Consider the following 15,301-nt stretch of genomic DNA (forward strand, 5'->3'; position numbering starts at 1 on the left):
AGACCCCATGCGCGCACCCCCGGGGCGACCCGTACGCTCGAACACCATGAAGATCCACGCTGAAGCGCTCCTGTTCGACAACGACGGCACCCTCATCTCCTCGATGGCGTCGGTGTACCGCTGCTGGACGCGGCTGGCGCAGGAGTACGGGATCACCGCCGAGGAATTCGCCCGGGTCGAGCTGCACGGCCGCCCCGCCGCCGAGATCATCGCCGACATGCTGCCCGCCGAGCGCGTGGCCGAGGCCGTCGCCCGCATCGAGGAGCTGGAGGTCTCGGACGTCGCCGGCGGCGTCGTGCTCCTTCCCGGCACCCGTGAGCTGCTCGCCTCCCTGCCGCCCGAGCGCTGGGCCGTCGTGACCTCCGCCGGGCGGCGCCTCGCGGAGGCCCGGCTCGCGGAGGTCGGCATCGACCCCGCGATGCTGATCGCCGCCGACGACATCACGCGCGGCAAGCCGGACCCGGAGCCCTTCCTGCTCGCGGCCGCGAAACTGGGCGTGGACCCGGCGCGCTGCGTGGTCTTCGAGGACGCGCCCGCGGGCCTCACGGCGGGGCGCGCGGCCGGCATGACCACCGTGGCGTTGGCCACAACACACACCGCCGGCGAGCTCACCGCCGATGTCGTCGTGAAAGACCTCTCGGCCGTGTCCGCACAGGCCACCGAGGGCGGCGTGGAGATCACCGTCGCGAGCTGAGCAGCCACCGCCGACGCCCGCACCTGTCCACCGGCTGTCCGTATACCGGACAATGGTGGCGGTGCGTGACCGCACGCGTGTTTTACTGGTCCACATGACCACGACGAGCAGCCGCAACCCTGCGACCGAGGCGATCACGACGCCCGGTGCTCGTTGTATGTGTCGAATGTGCGCCTTCTGAGGGCCCCCCCACCACTCCTGAGCATCGCGCCCCGAAGCGAAGCCGCTGTGCCGCGCCCCTGTGCGACGTACGCCTTACCGGCGGACGAGACGTAGGAAGCGAGCCTGCCCCGCGCACACCTCCTCCGGTTCCTTTCGCCACCGCGAGAAACCGTGCCGCGTTCCCCACGAATGCCCCGTGCCCGGCGAAAACCGCGCCGCGCACTCGACAGTGACGGAAACCCCTGTGATCACCACTTCCGGCCTGACCAAGGTCTACCGCTCACGCGGTCGTGAAGTAACTGCCCTCGACGGCGTCGATCTGCATGTCCGCGAAGGCGAGGTGTACGGCGTCATCGGCCAGTCCGGCGCCGGCAAATCCTCGCTGATCCGCTGCGTGAACCTCCTGGAGCGCCCCACCGCCGGCACCGTCAGCGTCGCCGGCCAGGACCTCACCGCCCTCGCGGGGCGCGGCAGCCGCGCGAGCAAGGACCTGCGCCGGGCGCGCAGCCGCATCGGCATGGTCTTCCAGCACTTCAACCTGTTGTCCTCGCGCACCGTCAAGGACAACATCGAGCTGCCCCTGGAGATCCTCGGTCTCAGTGGCGCCGAGCGCTCCCGCAAGGCCCTCGAACTCCTCGACCTGGTCGGCCTCGCCGACAAGGCGAAGTCCTATCCGGCGCAGCTCTCCGGCGGCCAGAAGCAGCGCGTCGGCATCGCCCGCGCGCTCGCCGGTGACCCGAAGGTGCTGCTCTCGGACGAGGCGACCAGCGCCCTGGACCCGGAGACCACCCGCTCCATCCTCAAGCTCCTGCGCGACCTCAACCAGCAGCTCGGCCTGACCGTCCTGCTGATCACGCACGAGATGGACGTCGTCAAGAGCGTCTGCGACTCCGCCGCCCTCATGGAGAACGGGCGGATCATCGAGTCCGGCACCGTCACCGAGCTGCTCGCGACGCCCGGCTCCGAGCTGGCCGCCGCGCTCTTCCCGGTCAGCGGCGACGCCACGGGCGAGAACCGCACCGTCGTCGACGTGACCTTCCACGGCGAGGCCGCGACCCAGCCGGTCATCTCCCAGCTGTCGCGCACGTACAACATCGACATCTCGATCCTCGGCGCCGCGATGGACACCGTCGCGGGCAAGCAGGTCGGCCGGATGCGTATCGAGCTGCCGGGCCGCTTCGAGGAGAACGTCGTCCCGATCGGCTTCCTGCGCGAGCAGGGACTGCAGGTCGACATCGCGAACGTCGCGGGCGAAGACCCCGCGACCGCCCCGAAGGACAGCACGCTGCTGGTCAAGGAAGGTGCCAAGTGACCTGGTCGGAGATGCAGCCCCTGCTGGAGCAGGCCTGTTGGGACACCCTCTACATGGTCGGCTGGTCGACGCTGATAGCCGTCGTCGCCGGACTTCCGCTCGGCATTCTGCTGGTCCTCACCGACCGCGGCGGGCTGCTGCAGAACACGGTCGTGAACAAGCTCATCGGGCAGATCGTGAACATCGCGCGCTCGATGCCCTTCATCATCCTCATGGTCGCCCTGATGGGCTTCACGCGCTGGATCACGGGCACGACCATCGGCCGCGAGGCCGCCATCGTGCCGCTCGCGATCGGTGCCACGCCGTTCTTCGCGCGGCTCGTGGAGACCGCGGTGCGCGAGGTCGACGGCGGCCTCGTCGAGGCCGTGCAGTCGATGGGCGGCAACACCTGGACCGTCGTACGCAAGGTCCTGGTGCCGGAGTCGCTGCCCTCGCTGATCTCCAGCACCACCACGACGATCGTCACGATCATCGGCTACTCGGCCATCACCGGCGCCGTCGGCGCGGGCGGCCTCGGCGACATCGCCATCCGCTACGGCTACCAGCGCTTCGAGACCGAACTGATGTGGATCACGGTCGGCGTCCTCGCCGTCGTCATCTCGATCATCCAGTTCGCGGGCGACTACGCGGCCCGCAGGCTGCACCGGCGCGGCGGCCACTCGGGCGCCGCTCCCAAGCTGCGCCTGCTCAAGCTCAAGACGTCCGCGCCCCAGGCCCCCTCGATCTGAACCCACCCCGCACACCCCATCGCGGGGCGTACCACCCATGGAGAAAGGCACTTTTCGTGCGTAACACCGCCAAGATCACCACCGCTGTCCTCGCTGTCGGAGCCCTCACCCTCGGTCTCTCCGCCTGCGGCTCCGACAAGGGCTCCGCCGCGGGAGACAAGGACGGCGCGCTCATCGTCGCCGCCACTCCCACGCCGCAGGGCGAGATCCTCGACTACGTCAAGAAGAACCTGGCGAAGAAGGCCGGTCTCGACCTCGACGTGCGGGAGTTCACCGACTACGTCACGCCGAACACCGCCGTGGAGCAGGGCGAGGTCTTCGCCAACTACTTCCAGCACAAGCCGTACCTGGACGACTTCAACAAGAAGAACGGCACGGACATCGTGCCCGTCCCGAACGCGACGGTGCACCTGGAGCCGCTCGGCATCTACTCCAAGAGCGTCAAGAAGCTCGACGACCTGAAGAAGGGCGCCACGGTCGCCCTGCCGAACGACACCACCAACGAGGCCCGCGCGCTCAAGCTCCTGGCCGAGAACGGCCTGATCGAGCTCAAGAAGGGCGTCGGCTACGAGGCCACTCCCAAGGACGTCTCGAAGAACCCGAAGAACCTCAAGTTCAAGGAGATCGAGGCGGCCCAGGTGCCCCGCTCCCTCGGTGACGTCGACGCCGCGGTGATCAACGGCAACTACGCCCTTGAGGCCAAGCTCAGCCCCGCCAAGGACGCCATCGTCGCCGAGCCCGCCAAGGGCAACCCCTACGGCAACTTCCTCGCCGTGAAGAAGGGCGACGAGAACGACCCGCGCGTGAAGAAGCTCGCCAAGCTCCTCACCTCGCCCGAGGTCAAGAAGTTCATCGACGACAAGTACGACGGTGCCGTCGTCGCGGCGTTCTGATCATGCGTACGCCCGTCATGGCCGCTGCCGGTGTCCTGGCCCTCACGCTCGGCCTGACCGCGTGCGGTGCCGGATCCGGCTCGGAAGGCGCCGACGGTGACACCCTCACCGTCGGCGCCACCCCGACCCCGGCCGGCGAAGTCCTCACGTACATCAAGGAGAACCTCGCGAAGAAGAAGGGACTCGACCTCACGATCACGGAGTTCACGGACTACGTCACGCCGAACACCGCGCTCCAGGAAGGGTCCCTCGACGCCAACCTCTACCAGCACACCCCGTACCTGGAGGACTTCAACAAGTCCAAGAAGACGGAGCTCACGCCGGTGACCGAGGTCTATCTGCCGCCGATGGGGGTGTACGCGAAGAAGACGAAGGACGTCACCAAGCTGCCCGCGGGTGCGACCGTCGCCATTCCCAACGACACCACCAACGAAGGCAGGGCGCTGCAACTCCTCGCCTCCAAGGGCGTCATCGGGCTCAAGAAGGGGGCCGGTTCGACCGCCACCCCCGGGGACATCACGTCCAACCCGAAGAAGCTCACCATCAAGCCGCTGGAACCCGCCCAGCTGCCCCGCTCCCTGGAAGACGTCGAAGCCGCGGTCATCAACAACAACTACGCGCTCGACGCCGACCTCAGCCCAAAGAAGGACGCCATCCTTCTTGAGTCACCCAAGGACAATCCGTACAACAACGTGCTCGCCGTCAAGAAGGGCGACGAGAACGATCCCAGGGTCAAGAAGCTGGCCGAACTGCTCACTTCACCCGAGGTGAAGCAGTTCATCAAGGACAAGTACAAGGGCTCCGTCCTGCCCGTCGAAACGACCTGACGCACAGTCCGTTTCCGTCCCCACCACGGGGTCCACTCCTGATGAAGGAGCGGACCCCGTGGTGCGTTTGCGCGTCGGCATGCTGCATGCTGGGCACTTCAGCAGGCCCGAGGGTTCCAGGTTACGGAGCAGCGCATGACTACCTTCCCCGATATCTCCATCAGCACGGAGCGGTTGGTGCTGCGCCCCTTCGAGGAAGCCGACGTCTCCGCGTACGCGGAGATGATGAACGACGAGATGGTCACCGCCTGGACCTCCGTGCCCCAGCCCTACACCGAGGACGACGCCCGCGACTGGATCAACCGCCTCGCACCCGCCGAGCGCACCGAGGGCCGCGGCATCGCCCTCGCCGTCACGGAGTTCCTCACCCAGCGCCTGGTCGGCATCGTGCAGCTGCGCGACACCGACTGGCGCGTACGCTCCAGCGAACTCAAGTACGTCGTCGCCCCCTGGGCCCGCGGCGAGGGCTATGCGTCGGAGGCGGCGCTCGCCACCGCCCAGTGGCTCTTCAACGACCAGCGCTTCGAGCGCATCGAGCTGCGCACCGCCGCCGACAACACCGCGGCCCAGCAGGTCGCGCAGAAGATCGGCTGCATCAGCGAGGGAGTCCTGCGGGGCGCCTGGATAGCGCGTACGCGAAACGGCGGAGACCCGTTCGGCGGCTGGATCGAGGTCCGCACCGACCTCATCGTGTGGAGTCTGCTCCCCGAGGATCTGGAAGGAGTCGGCGAGCAGCTCGCCGACAGCGGGTTCACGGCTTTCTCCGACTGGAACTGACCCCACAAGCACCTCAGGGCCCCACCAGGTACGCTCGCCCCTGGCCGCACGCGGTTGCCCCCTACACGCGACACCCGGCCGCTCAGACGATCCGCGAGAAACCAGGAGACAGACGACGATGGCCGACCGCGTCACGGTGATCGGCTGGGACGGTTCGCCGCTGACCGCCGCGGCGCGCTCGGCGCTCGGCGCCGCCACACTCGTCGCGGGCGCCGCCCACCACCTCGCGCTGACCGAGGTCCCGCCGGCCGCGGAACGGATCCGCCTGGGCAGCGTGAGCCTGGCCGCCCGCCGCATCGCCGCCCACCGCGGCACCGCAGTGGTCCTCGCCGACGGCGACCCGGGATTCTTCGGCGTCGTCCGCACCCTGCGCGCCCCGGAATTCGGCCTCGAGGTCGAAGTGGTGCCCGCCGTCTCCTCCGTCGCCCAGGCCTTCGCCCGCGCCGGGATGCCCTGGGACGACGCCGAGGTCGTGGTCGCCCACCCCCGTACGCTGCGCCGCGCCGTGAACGTCTGCCGCGCGCACACCAAGGTCGCCGTCCTCACCTCGCCCGGCGCGGGCCCGGCCGAGCTCGGCCTGCTCCTCCAGGGCGTGCACCGCACCTTCGTGATCTGCGAGGAGCTCGGCACCGAGCGCGAACAGGTCACCGTCCTGACCTCGGACAAGGCCGCCGACCACACCTGGCGCGACCCGAACGTCGTCATCGTCGTCGGCGGCCCTGCCGCCACGACCGACACCGGCTGGGTCGCCGGACGTGACCCGGGCACCCCGCGCGGCTGGGCGCTGCCCGCCCCCGCCTACGGCGGCGACGCCCACCTCGGAGAGGGCGAGAGCGACCGGCTGCGGGCCGTCCAACTCGCCCGCATCGGGCCGCGCATGGGCGATCTGGTCTGGGACATCGGCTGCGGCAGCGGCGCCTTCGCCGTGGAGGCGGCACGTTTCGGCGCCGCCGTCATCGCCGTCGACGCCGACCCCGACGCCTGTGCCCGCACCACGGCCGTCGCCCGCCACTTCGGCGTGCAGCCGCAGATCCTGCACGGCACCGCGCCGCACGTACTCGAAGACCTGCCCGAGCCCGACGTCGTACGGATCGGGGGCGGGGGAGCGGAGGTGGTCTCCGCCGTCGCCGACCGCCGCCCGGCGCGGATCGTGACGCACGCGTCGACCCGTGACGCCGCCGAACTCATCGGCAGGGGCCTGACGGAGCACGGATACACCGTCGAATGCGCGCTGCTCCAGTCCGTCGAACTCGACACGCGCGCGTGGACGGAGCGGGAGCGGACCGTGGTCTTCGTGCTCTCCGGACAGTTGCCCGATCGCGCCCCGTGACCCTGCCGCGGCACGGTGCGGGGTAGGCTGGCCGATCGTTGTACCGCACCGAGTGTCCGGCAAATAGTTGGTCAATGTCCGGAAAGCTCGCCCGTTTTGGGGGGTGTGTGGTACGGCAGGACCGGAGGGCGCGCAACGTGGCGCAGCCCACAGCGGGCCGTTGCGGATCAAGGCGCCGCGGTGGCAGCCCGACCGGGACAATGCCTGTTGTCCGTACGCGGTTCGTGCCGCGTGGCGCGCACGCTCGTTGAGATTGACGGGCGGTTGGTGCGCCGCTCCGGGCAATGGGGCTTCCCCGGCCGACGGCTGAGGGGCGGTCGAAGAAGCACTAACCGATGGGCGAGGGGTTACGCATGACCGACACCGGCCAGGTCCCGGGCGAGGGACTGCCGGAGAACGCAGGCATGGTGGAGCAGCCGGGCGTCCCCGCCCCGGGCGCGTACACCTACCTCGACCCCTCCGAGAGTCCCGCCGAGAGCGTCGCCCCCGCAGACGATGACGACCTGCTGCTGATGCCGGGTGCCCAGGGCGCCTGGAGCGAGCCGCAGTCGGGCGCGCCGCAGCATGGAGGCCCGGAGCAGCCGGTGGCCGCCCAGCACGTGGCCGTCGGTCAGCCCGCGGGTCAGCCCGCTGGTCAGTCCGCTGGTCAGCAGGGCGCGGGTGGGCCTGTCGGTGACCCGTCCTTCGCGAACCAGTACGCGGCGGGCCAGCCCGTGGGCGGCCAGCCCCTGGCCGACCCGGCCATAACGGGGCAGCCCGCCGGGGGCCAGTCCGCCGGTGGCCGGCACTCGGCGGACCAGTCGCTGGGCGGCCGGCACCTCGTCGGCCAGCACGCCGCCGGACCGCAGGCCGCCCACCAGCCGGGCCCGCACGAGACGGCCGGCCGCGACAGCGGCTCGGTCGACCTGAACGGCGTCCAGTTGCCCGGTGCTCCGACTCCCGCCCCCGCGTCGCACCCCGGCCCCTCCCGCCGTCCGCTCCACCGCGGGCCTTCGGGTCCCGCCGTGCCCGACGGCTCGGGCAGCCCCGTACGCTCCCTCGCCGACCGCGGCCCGGCCGGTGCGCCGCAGCACGCCGCGCCCGTACGGCACGCGGGGCCGCCCACGGTGGGCCCCGAGTACCTCGACATCCCGCGTGACGACGACGGCATGCCCAGAGGGACGCGGCTCGGCGAGAACGTGCCGCAGGGCGCGACGCCGTGGACGCCGCAGCCTCAGCCGCAGCACCCCCAGCCTGCGCAGCCGTCCCAGCCTTCACAGCACGCGCAGGCCGCGCAGTCGCCTCAGTCCGCGCAGGCCGCGCAGGCCGCGCAGCCCGTCGTACCAGCAGAAACGGTCGTCCCGGACGTCACTCCCGTCACAGGGGAAACAGAGGGCGCGCAGGACGCACACGCCCCCGAGGCCCCGCAGCCCGCGGACGCCGCCGAACCGCCCCAGCCCGTGGTGACCGACCCCGCGGCTCCGGCCGCCGCCGAGACACCCGCGGCCGCCTTCCCGCAGGCCGCGGAGGCCGCCGACCCCGCCATCGCGCAAGGCACCGAGGCCGACGCCCACTTCGGGCACGCCGCCGCCGAAGCAGGGCAGCCCGCGTTCGCCGCGGACGCCGAGCAGCCGTCGGCCGAGCAGCCGCCCGCCGCGCAGCCGATCGTCGGGGACCCGGCCGCCTCCGCCCCGGAAGCGAGTCAGGAGCCCGCGCTCGCCCAGGCCTCCGGTCAGCCGCAGTTCGCCATGGCGGGCGCGCAGCCCTGGTCGGACGCGCCGCTCGCCGGTGCGGGACCCGCGGCCCATGTCCCGCACGTCCAGCAGCCGCAGCAGTACGCCGACGTTCCCGTGGCGCAGGCGCCGCAGGGCGACGGTCTTCCGGGTGGCCCGAACCAGCACTTCGCGGACCCCCAGGCACCCGCGCCCCTCGGCCAGTTCGTGCCGGTCGAGGGCTCGGTGCCGACCACGCCCCACCTGGCACCGACGCCTCCGCACGCCCTGTCCGTACCCCCCGAGCACGTCGAGGCCCCGCAGCCCGTCGCCCCCGAGGCGCAGGCGGAGTCCGCCGAGGCAGAGGCCGCCACGCCGGCAGCCGACGCCCCGGAGCCGTCGGCCGTCCCGGAGGCTCCCGAAGCCCTCGCGGTCCAGGAGCCGTCGGCGCCCGTCGAAGCAGAGGCACCCGTGGCAGCAGCCGAGCCCGCCGAAGCAGCCGAGCCCGCCGAAGCAGGCGAGCCCGTCGAAGCCGCCGTCACTCCCGAGACCGCCGAGGCTCCCGAGACCGTGGCCCCGCAGCCCGTGGCCACCGTGCCCGCGCCGCGTGACGGAGGAGAGCCCGCCGTGGCTCCGGAGGCGGCGGAGGAACCCGCGGCCCTGGCGCCCGAACCCGCGGAGGTGGCAGCCGAACCCGCGCCCCTGGACGTGGTCGAGGCGCCCGCCGAAGCGGCGGGCGTGGTGGCGGCCGACGCCCCCGAGCCCTTGCTCATCGTCGAGGCCGGGCCCGCCGAGGCGGCCGAAGCCGCTGCCCCGGTGGCAGCCGAGGACGCGGACGCCCCCGTTGAGCCCGCCCAGCAGCCGGAGCCCGTCCAGCAGCCGCAGACGCCCGCCGCCCCCGCCTACGACGACGCCGAGCGCGAGGCCGTGCTGCGCGTCATGCGCGAACGGCGCGACATCCGCAACGGCTTCCGCAGCGACGCCATCCCGCACGAGGTCCTGCTCCGCGTCCTGGAAGCGGCCCACACGGCACCCTCCGTGGGCCACTCGCAGCCCTGGGACTTCGTCGTCATTCGCTCGGCGGAGACCCGCAGCACCATGCACGAGCTGGCCATGCGCCAGAAGGACGCGTACGCCAAGTCGCTCCCCAAGGGCCGTGCGAAGCAGTTCAAGGAACTGAAGATCGAGGCGATCCTCGACACCCCGGTGAACATCGTCGTCACCGCGGACCCCACCCGCGGCGGCCGCCACACCCTCGGCCGTCACACCCAGCCGCAGATGGCGCCGTACTCCTCGGCCCTCGCCGTCGAGAACCTCTGGCTCGCGGCCCGCGCCGAGGGCCTCGGCGTCGGCTGGGTCAGCTTCTTCGACGAACGCGAGATGGTCCGGACCCTCGGCCTGCCCGAGCACCTCGAAGTGGTGGCCTACCTCTGTGTCGGATACGTCGACGAGTTCCCGGAGGAGCCCGAGCTGATGCAGGCAGGCTGGTCCAAGCGCCGCCCGCTCTCCTGGGTGGTCCACGAGGAGACGTACGGCCGCCGCGCCCTGCCCGGCGAGGACCCGAGCGACCTCCTCGCGGAGACCGTCTCCAACATCCGACCGCTGGACGCGAAGGCGCTCGGTGAGGCGTGGGAGCGGCAGAAGCGCATGACGAAGCCGCCGGGTGCGCTCGGCATGCTGGAGATCATCTCCGCGCAGCTCTCCGGCCTCTCCCGGCAGTGCCCGCCGCCGATCCCGGAGCCCGCGGCCGTCGCGATCTTCGCGGGCGACCACGGTGTGCACGCCCAGGGCGTCACCGCCTGGCCCCAGGAGGTGACCGCGCAGATGGTCGCCAACTTCCTCGGCGGCGGCGCGGTCTGCAACGCCTTCGCCAACCAGGTGGGCGCCGAGGTCTGCGTCATCGACGTGGGCGTGGCCAGTGAACTTCCGGCCACCCCCGGCCTGTTGCCCCGCAAGATCCGCGCGGGCACGGCCGACATGACGACCGGCCCCGCGCTGAGCCGCGAGGAGGTCAAGGCGGCCGTCGAGGTGGGCATCGAGACCGCCCGCGACCTGGTGGCGGCAGGCAACAAGGCCCTGCTCACCGGCGAGATGGGCATCGCGAACACCACGGCGTCCGCGGCCCTCATCTCCGTCTACACGGACACCGACCCGGGCGAGGTGACCGGCCGCGGCACCGGCATCAACGACGAGATGCACAGCCGCAAGGTCGACGTCGTGCGCCGCGCGCTCGAACTGCACCAGCCCGACCCGGCCGACCCGATCGGCGTCCTCGCGGCGATCGGCGGCCTGGAGCACGCGGCGATGGTGGGCCTCCTCCTGGGCGGCGCCTCCCTGCGTACGCCGGTGATCCTGGACGGCGTGAGCGCCGGCGCGGCGGCCCTGGTCGCCCGTGCCATCGCCCCCGAGGTCCTCGCGGCCTGCATCGCGGGCCACCGCAGCGCGGAACCGGGTCACGTGGCGGCCCTCAACAAGCTCGGCCTGCGCCCCCTGGTCGACCTCGACCTCCGCCTGGGCGAGGGCACCGGCGCCCTCCTGGCCCTCCCGGTGGTGCAGAGCGCGGCGCGCGCGATGCACGAGGTGGCCACGTTCGATTCGGCGGGCGTGACCGAGAAGTAGCCGCACGACGAGGCTCCGGGGCGAAGCCCCACCGGCGGAGCCGCACAGTGATACAGCCGGGCAGGGGCGGGGCTGGGGGAGAGACCCCGCCCCGCCCCAGCCATACTGAACCCGCACGTCACAGCATCAACGCAGCCGCCCCACCGTCGTAGCGGCACCCGCAAAGCCCCGCGCCCCGCACGAGGAGCCTCCCGCCATGGCCGAAAGCCCCGCCTACCCCGTAGGCCTCCGCCTCACCGCCCGCCGCACGGTCGTGCTCGGCGGCGGCCAGGTGGCCCAGCGCCGCCTGCCCGCCCTGATCGCGGCGGGCGCCGACATCCTCCTCGTGTCGCCGACGGCGACCCCCTCCGTGGAGGCGATGGCGGACGCGGGCGAGATCACCTGGGAGCGCCGGCGGTACGAGACCGGTGACCTCAAGGACGCCTGGTACGCCCTCATCGCCACCAGCGACAGCGAGGCCAACACGGCGGCCTCCGCGGAAGCCGAGGCCCAGCGTGTCTGGTGCGTCCGCTCGGACGACGCCGACGCGGCCACCGCCCTGACCCCCGCGACCGGCCGCTCCGAGGGCGTCACGGTCGCCGTCCTCACCACGGACATCCACGGCCGCGACCCCCGCCGCACCGCCGCCATCCGCGACGCGGTCGTCGAGGGCCTGCGCGACGGCACCCTCGTGGCGCCCCACCACCGCACCCGTACCCCCGGCGTGTCCCTCGTCGGCGGCGGCCCCGGCGACCCGGACCTCATCACGGTCCGCGGCCGGCGCCTCCTCGCCGAGGCGGACGTGGTCATCGCCGACCGGCTCGGCCCCCGCGACCTGCTCGACGAACTGCCGCCGCACGTCGAGGTGATCGACGCCGCGAAGATCCCGTACGGCCGCTACATGGCCCAGGAGGCCATCAACCACGCCCTCATCGAGCACGCGAAGCAGGGCAAGTCGGTCGTCCGGCTCAAGGGCGGCGACCCCTTCGTCTTCGGGCGCGGCATGGAAGAGGCGCAGGCGCTGGCCGAAGCGGGCATCCCCTGCACCGTGGTGCCCGGCATCTCCAGCTCGATCTCCGTGCCGGGCGCGGCGGGCATCCCCGTCACGCACCGCGGGGTCGCCCACGAGTTCACGGTGGTCAGCGGCCACGTGGCCCCGGACGACGAGCGCTCCCTGGTGGACTGGGCGTCGCTGGCCAAGCTGCGTGGCACCCTCGTCGTCCTGATGGGCGTGGACAAGATCGGCAAGATCGCGGCGACACTCACCGCGCACGGCCGGTCGCCCGAGACCCCCGTCGCCCTGATCCAGGAGGGCACCACCGCGGCCCAGCGCCGTGTGGACGCCACGCTCGCCACCGTCGCCGCCGAGGTCACCGCCCACGAGGTGAAGCCCCCGGCCGTCATCGTCATCGGCGACGTGGTGAACGTGGGGCCGAACAGCCCCGCGTGATCGCCCCCGCAACTCCCGCGTAACCACCGGTAACCCAACCCGCCCCAAGGCGTTGGCACCACACCCAGGACAAGGCAGTATCACCCTGTGGCTGATCTCATCACCGTTGACGACCCCGCCGACCCGCGCCTGCGCGACTACACGGGCCTGACCGACGTCGAACTGCGCCGCAGGCGCGAGCCCGCCGAGGGCCTCTTCATCGCCGAGGGCGAGAAGGTGATCAGGCGCGCCAAGCAGGCGGGTTACGAGATGCGCTCGATGCTGCTCTCCGCCAAGTGGGTCGACGTCATGCGGGACGTCATCGACGAGGTCCCCGCCCCGGTGTACGCGGTCAACCCCGACCTGGCCGAGCAGGTCACCGGCTACCACGTGCACCGCGGCGCCCTCGCCTCGATGCAGCGCAAGCCGCTGCCGACCTCGGACGAACTCTTGACCAGGGCGCGCCGTGTCGTCGTCATGGAGTCGGTCAACGACCACACCAACATCGGGGCGATCTTCCGCAGCGCCGCCGCACTCGGCATGGACGCGGTGCTGCTCTCGCCGGACTGCGCGGACCCGCTCTACCGCCGCTCGGTGAAGGTCTCCATGGGCGCGGTCTTCTCCGTCCCCTACGCCCGCCTCGAATCCTGGCCCAAGGGTCTGGACGGCGTACGCGAGGCGGGCTTCAACCTCCTCGCGCTCACTCCGGACGAGAAGGCCAAGACCCTGGACGAGGCGGCGCCCCACCGCATGGACCGGGTCGCGCTGATGCTCGGCGCGGAGGGCGAGGGCCTGACCACGAAGGCCCTGATGGCGGCCGACGAGTGGGTCCGTATCCCGATGGCCCACGGTGTCGACTCCCTGAACGTGGGAGCGGCGGCCGCGGTCGCGTTCTACGCCGTGGCGACGGGCCGCCCTCAGCTCTGAGAGCCGGGCCCCGGGTCCTGCCGCTGGCTCTGCTGTACGTCGCGCACATCGTGCACGCCGCTGCCGCCGAGCCCGCGCGCGGGCCCCTGGCAGCCCTGGGCCGCCGCGATCCCCAGGGCCACGAGCAGCGTCACGACCACGAAGACGAAGAGCCGCTGACGCAGCAGCCGCGGATTGGCGGGACGCCGCGCGCCACCCGAGCGCGTGGTGTTCCGGGGCTGCCCGGGACGCGAGCCGGACCGCGAGGAACTTGACCCTCCCCGCGAGGGGTGCGGCCGAGAGGAACCCGTCCGCGAGGAACCCGTGCGCGAGGAACCGGTCCGCGAGGAACCCGTCCGTGAGGAGCTGGGCCGCGGCGGGGGAGTGCCCTGCGGATGGCGCCGCTGGGTGCGCTGGTCGGCGTACTCCTCGGCCATCCGTCCCGTCGGCCGGTCCTGCTCCTGCCGGGGCGCGGGCGGCCGGGGTTCCGTCAGGCCCTGCGCCTCGCGGGCCGCGATCTCCTTGAGCCTGAGCGACAGTTGAAGCGTGCTGGGACGCTCCTCGGGGTCCTTGGCGAGGCAGGCCCTGATCAGCGGCGCGAGCGCGTCCGGCACCCCGCCGAGCTGCGCCTCCTCGTGGACGACGCGGTAGAGCATGACCTCTGAACTGCCGTGCCCGAAGGGTGAGTCCGCCATGCCCGCGTACGCGAGGGTGGCGCCGAGGGCGAACACGTCCGTCGCGGGGGTGACGGCGGCGCCGCGCACCTGCTCGGGCGCGAGGAAGCCGGGGGACCCGACGGCGGTGCCCACGTGGGTCAGCGTCGAGGCCCCGGTGGCCCAGGCGATGCCGAAGTCGATGATCCGCGGCCCCTTCGGGGACAGCAGGATGTTCGACGGCTTGAGGTCGCGGTGCACGACACCGGCCTCATGTACGGCGACGAGGCCCTCGGCGAGCGCCGAACCGACGACCGCCACGTCGGCCGCGGAGAGCGGCCCCTCGGCGGCGACCTTGTCGTGCAGGGAGGGCCCGGGAACGTACTGCGTGGCGAACCACGGCCGGTCGGCGTCGAGATCGGCGGCCACGAGCCGCGCCGTACAGCCGCCGCGGATGCGCCGGGCCGCGGAGACCTCGCGCGCGAAGCGCGACCGGAACTCCTCGTCCTCCGCCAGATCGGGCCGGATCACCTTCAGGGCGACGCGCTGCCCCCGCCGGTCCGACCCCAGGTAGACGACCCCCATGCCGCCGGCGCCCAGCCGCCTGTGCAGTCTGAACGAGCCGACGACACGCGGGTCCTCGCGCCGGAGCCGCATCATCGCCATGTCCATCCCCGCTGCCCGGTCCGTTGTCGTGCCACAGCTTACGTTTCCGTGGCCGGGCAGGTGCAGAGGCCGCGCCCTCGCGGCCCGACGGATTGTCAGTGCCGGGTGGGAAACTTGAAGAGTGGTCAGGGCGCCGGGCGGAAGCGGCCGTTGTCAGGGTCGCCGACCCCAACCATCCATCGCTGAAGGGGGATTGATCCCGTGAAAGGTGATCGTGTGGAGATAGTCGTGGACGCCGGAGACACGACACGGACGTACGAGGTGGTGGCGAGCCGGGCGGGCCGCCGGGTGGAGACGGCGGTCCGCAGGGGGGTGGTCGAAGTGAGCGAAGTCACCCGTAGCGGCTCGGTCGTGCGGACGGCGCGGTTCATGGCGACGCGCGTCCTGGCTCTGGTCGAGCAGCCCATCCCCCGGGAGGACACATCCGAGCAGGCCGCCCGCCCCCTCCGGGAAGACCCTGAGACCTAGGACCCCGTCTCCACCCATGGGAGTACATGACCGACGATCGGTCATCCTCCGGGAGGCCCGGCAATCGGTACGAGGGCATGACGACCCAGGCCCGGGGCGCACCTAGATTTGAGGTCAAGCGGCGGGTGCAGCACTCGTCCCCCGAGGTCAGACACCCGCCGCTGCCA

At 72.1% G+C, this 15,301-nt stretch carries 12 protein-coding genes; 11 read left to right on the forward strand and 1 reads right to left on the reverse strand.

From position 1 onward, the window contains the following. Window positions 1-46 precede the first annotated feature (46 nt). The 10 genes from ACWD02_RS23650 (at window position 47) to ACWD02_RS23695 (ending at window position 13,368) form a co-directional block, all read left to right on the forward strand. Window positions 47-694 carry an HAD family hydrolase gene (locus tag ACWD02_RS23650; protein ID WP_451214189.1) on the forward strand — a complete coding sequence of 216 codons (648 nt, stop codon included), beginning with the start codon at window positions 47-49 and terminating at the stop codon, window positions 692-694. A 406-nt stretch (window positions 695-1,100) separates the two neighbouring features. After that, entirely contained in the window at window positions 1,101-2,168 is a 1,068-nt protein-coding gene (locus ACWD02_RS23655; RefSeq protein ID WP_451214192.1) for a methionine ABC transporter ATP-binding protein, read from the forward strand. Further along, window positions 2,165-2,896: a methionine ABC transporter permease gene (locus ACWD02_RS23660; RefSeq protein WP_451214195.1), complete on the forward strand. Its 732-nt coding sequence runs from the start codon at window positions 2,165-2,167 to the stop codon at window positions 2,894-2,896. The genes ACWD02_RS23655 and ACWD02_RS23660 overlap by 4 nt, the downstream gene beginning before the upstream one ends. Before the next feature lie 56 nt (window positions 2,897-2,952). Continuing rightward, a complete protein-coding gene (locus ACWD02_RS23665; RefSeq protein WP_451214198.1) occupies window positions 2,953-3,789 on the forward strand; it encodes a MetQ/NlpA family ABC transporter substrate-binding protein in 837 nt (278 codons plus the stop codon). A gap of 2 nt (window positions 3,790-3,791) precedes the next feature. After that, entirely contained in the window at window positions 3,792-4,616 is an 825-nt protein-coding gene (locus ACWD02_RS23670; RefSeq protein WP_451214201.1) for a MetQ/NlpA family ABC transporter substrate-binding protein, read from the forward strand. A gap of 135 nt (window positions 4,617-4,751) precedes the next feature. Beyond that, entirely contained in the window at window positions 4,752-5,393 is a 642-nt protein-coding gene (locus tag ACWD02_RS23675; protein ID WP_451214204.1) for a GNAT family N-acetyltransferase, read from the forward strand. Window positions 5,394-5,511: 118 nt separating this feature from the next. After that, on the forward strand, window positions 5,512-6,723 hold the full coding sequence (gene cbiE, locus ACWD02_RS23680) for a precorrin-6y C5,15-methyltransferase (decarboxylating) subunit CbiE (protein ID WP_451214207.1): 1,212 nt from the start codon (window positions 5,512-5,514) through the stop codon (window positions 6,721-6,723). Between the two features lie 353 nt (window positions 6,724-7,076). Next, window positions 7,077-11,033 carry a nicotinate-nucleotide--dimethylbenzimidazole phosphoribosyltransferase gene (gene cobT / locus ACWD02_RS23685; protein WP_451214210.1) on the forward strand — a complete coding sequence of 1,319 codons (3,957 nt, stop codon included), beginning with the start codon at window positions 7,077-7,079 and terminating at the stop codon, window positions 11,031-11,033. Window positions 11,034-11,229: 196 nt separating this feature from the next. Continuing rightward, window positions 11,230-12,462, forward strand: a complete 1,233-nt coding sequence (cobA, locus tag ACWD02_RS23690; protein ID WP_451214213.1) for a uroporphyrinogen-III C-methyltransferase — start codon at window positions 11,230-11,232, stop codon at window positions 12,460-12,462. An 87-nt stretch (window positions 12,463-12,549) separates the two neighbouring features. Next, window positions 12,550-13,368, forward strand: a complete 819-nt coding sequence (locus tag ACWD02_RS23695) for a TrmH family RNA methyltransferase (protein WP_451214216.1) — start codon at window positions 12,550-12,552, stop codon at window positions 13,366-13,368. On the opposite strand, the gene ACWD02_RS23700 is transcribed toward ACWD02_RS23695, so the two are convergent. Further along, window positions 13,359-14,672, reverse strand: a complete 1,314-nt coding sequence (locus tag ACWD02_RS23700; protein WP_451214219.1) for a serine/threonine-protein kinase — start codon at window positions 14,670-14,672, stop codon at window positions 13,359-13,361. The genes ACWD02_RS23695 and ACWD02_RS23700 overlap by 10 nt on opposite strands. 195 nt (window positions 14,673-14,867) lie before the next feature. Here ACWD02_RS23700 and ACWD02_RS23705 point away from each other — a divergent pair, with 195 nt between their 5' ends. Beyond that, the gene (locus tag ACWD02_RS23705) at window positions 14,868-15,134 is read left to right on the forward strand and encodes a hypothetical protein (protein ID WP_363210965.1); all 267 of its coding nucleotides are present in this window, start codon (window positions 14,868-14,870) and stop codon (window positions 15,132-15,134) included. Window positions 15,135-15,301: the final 167 nt, after the last annotated feature.

It is taken from the genome of Streptomyces sp. NPDC002853 (genome assembly GCF_053591915.1).

What these genes read in the sequence shown, in the direction of transcription:
- ACWD02_RS23675 (WP_451214204.1), top strand. Translation starts at nt 4,752, where the DNA reads ATGACTACCTTCCCCGATATCTCCATCAGCACGGAGCGGTTGGTGCTG.
- ACWD02_RS23700 (WP_451214219.1), bottom strand. Translation starts at nt 14,672, where the DNA reads ATGGACATGGCGATGATGCGGCTCCGGCGCGAGGACCCGCGTGTCGTC.
- ACWD02_RS23670 (WP_451214201.1), top strand. Translation starts at nt 3,792, where the DNA reads ATGCGTACGCCCGTCATGGCCGCTGCCGGTGTCCTGGCCCTCACGCTC.
- cbiE (WP_451214207.1), top strand. Translation starts at nt 5,512, where the DNA reads ATGGCCGACCGCGTCACGGTGATCGGCTGGGACGGTTCGCCGCTGACC.
- cobT (WP_451214210.1), top strand. Translation starts at nt 7,077, where the DNA reads ATGACCGACACCGGCCAGGTCCCGGGCGAGGGACTGCCGGAGAACGCA.
- cobA (WP_451214213.1), top strand. Translation starts at nt 11,230, where the DNA reads ATGGCCGAAAGCCCCGCCTACCCCGTAGGCCTCCGCCTCACCGCCCGC.
- ACWD02_RS23650 (WP_451214189.1), top strand. Translation starts at nt 47, where the DNA reads ATGAAGATCCACGCTGAAGCGCTCCTGTTCGACAACGACGGCACCCTC.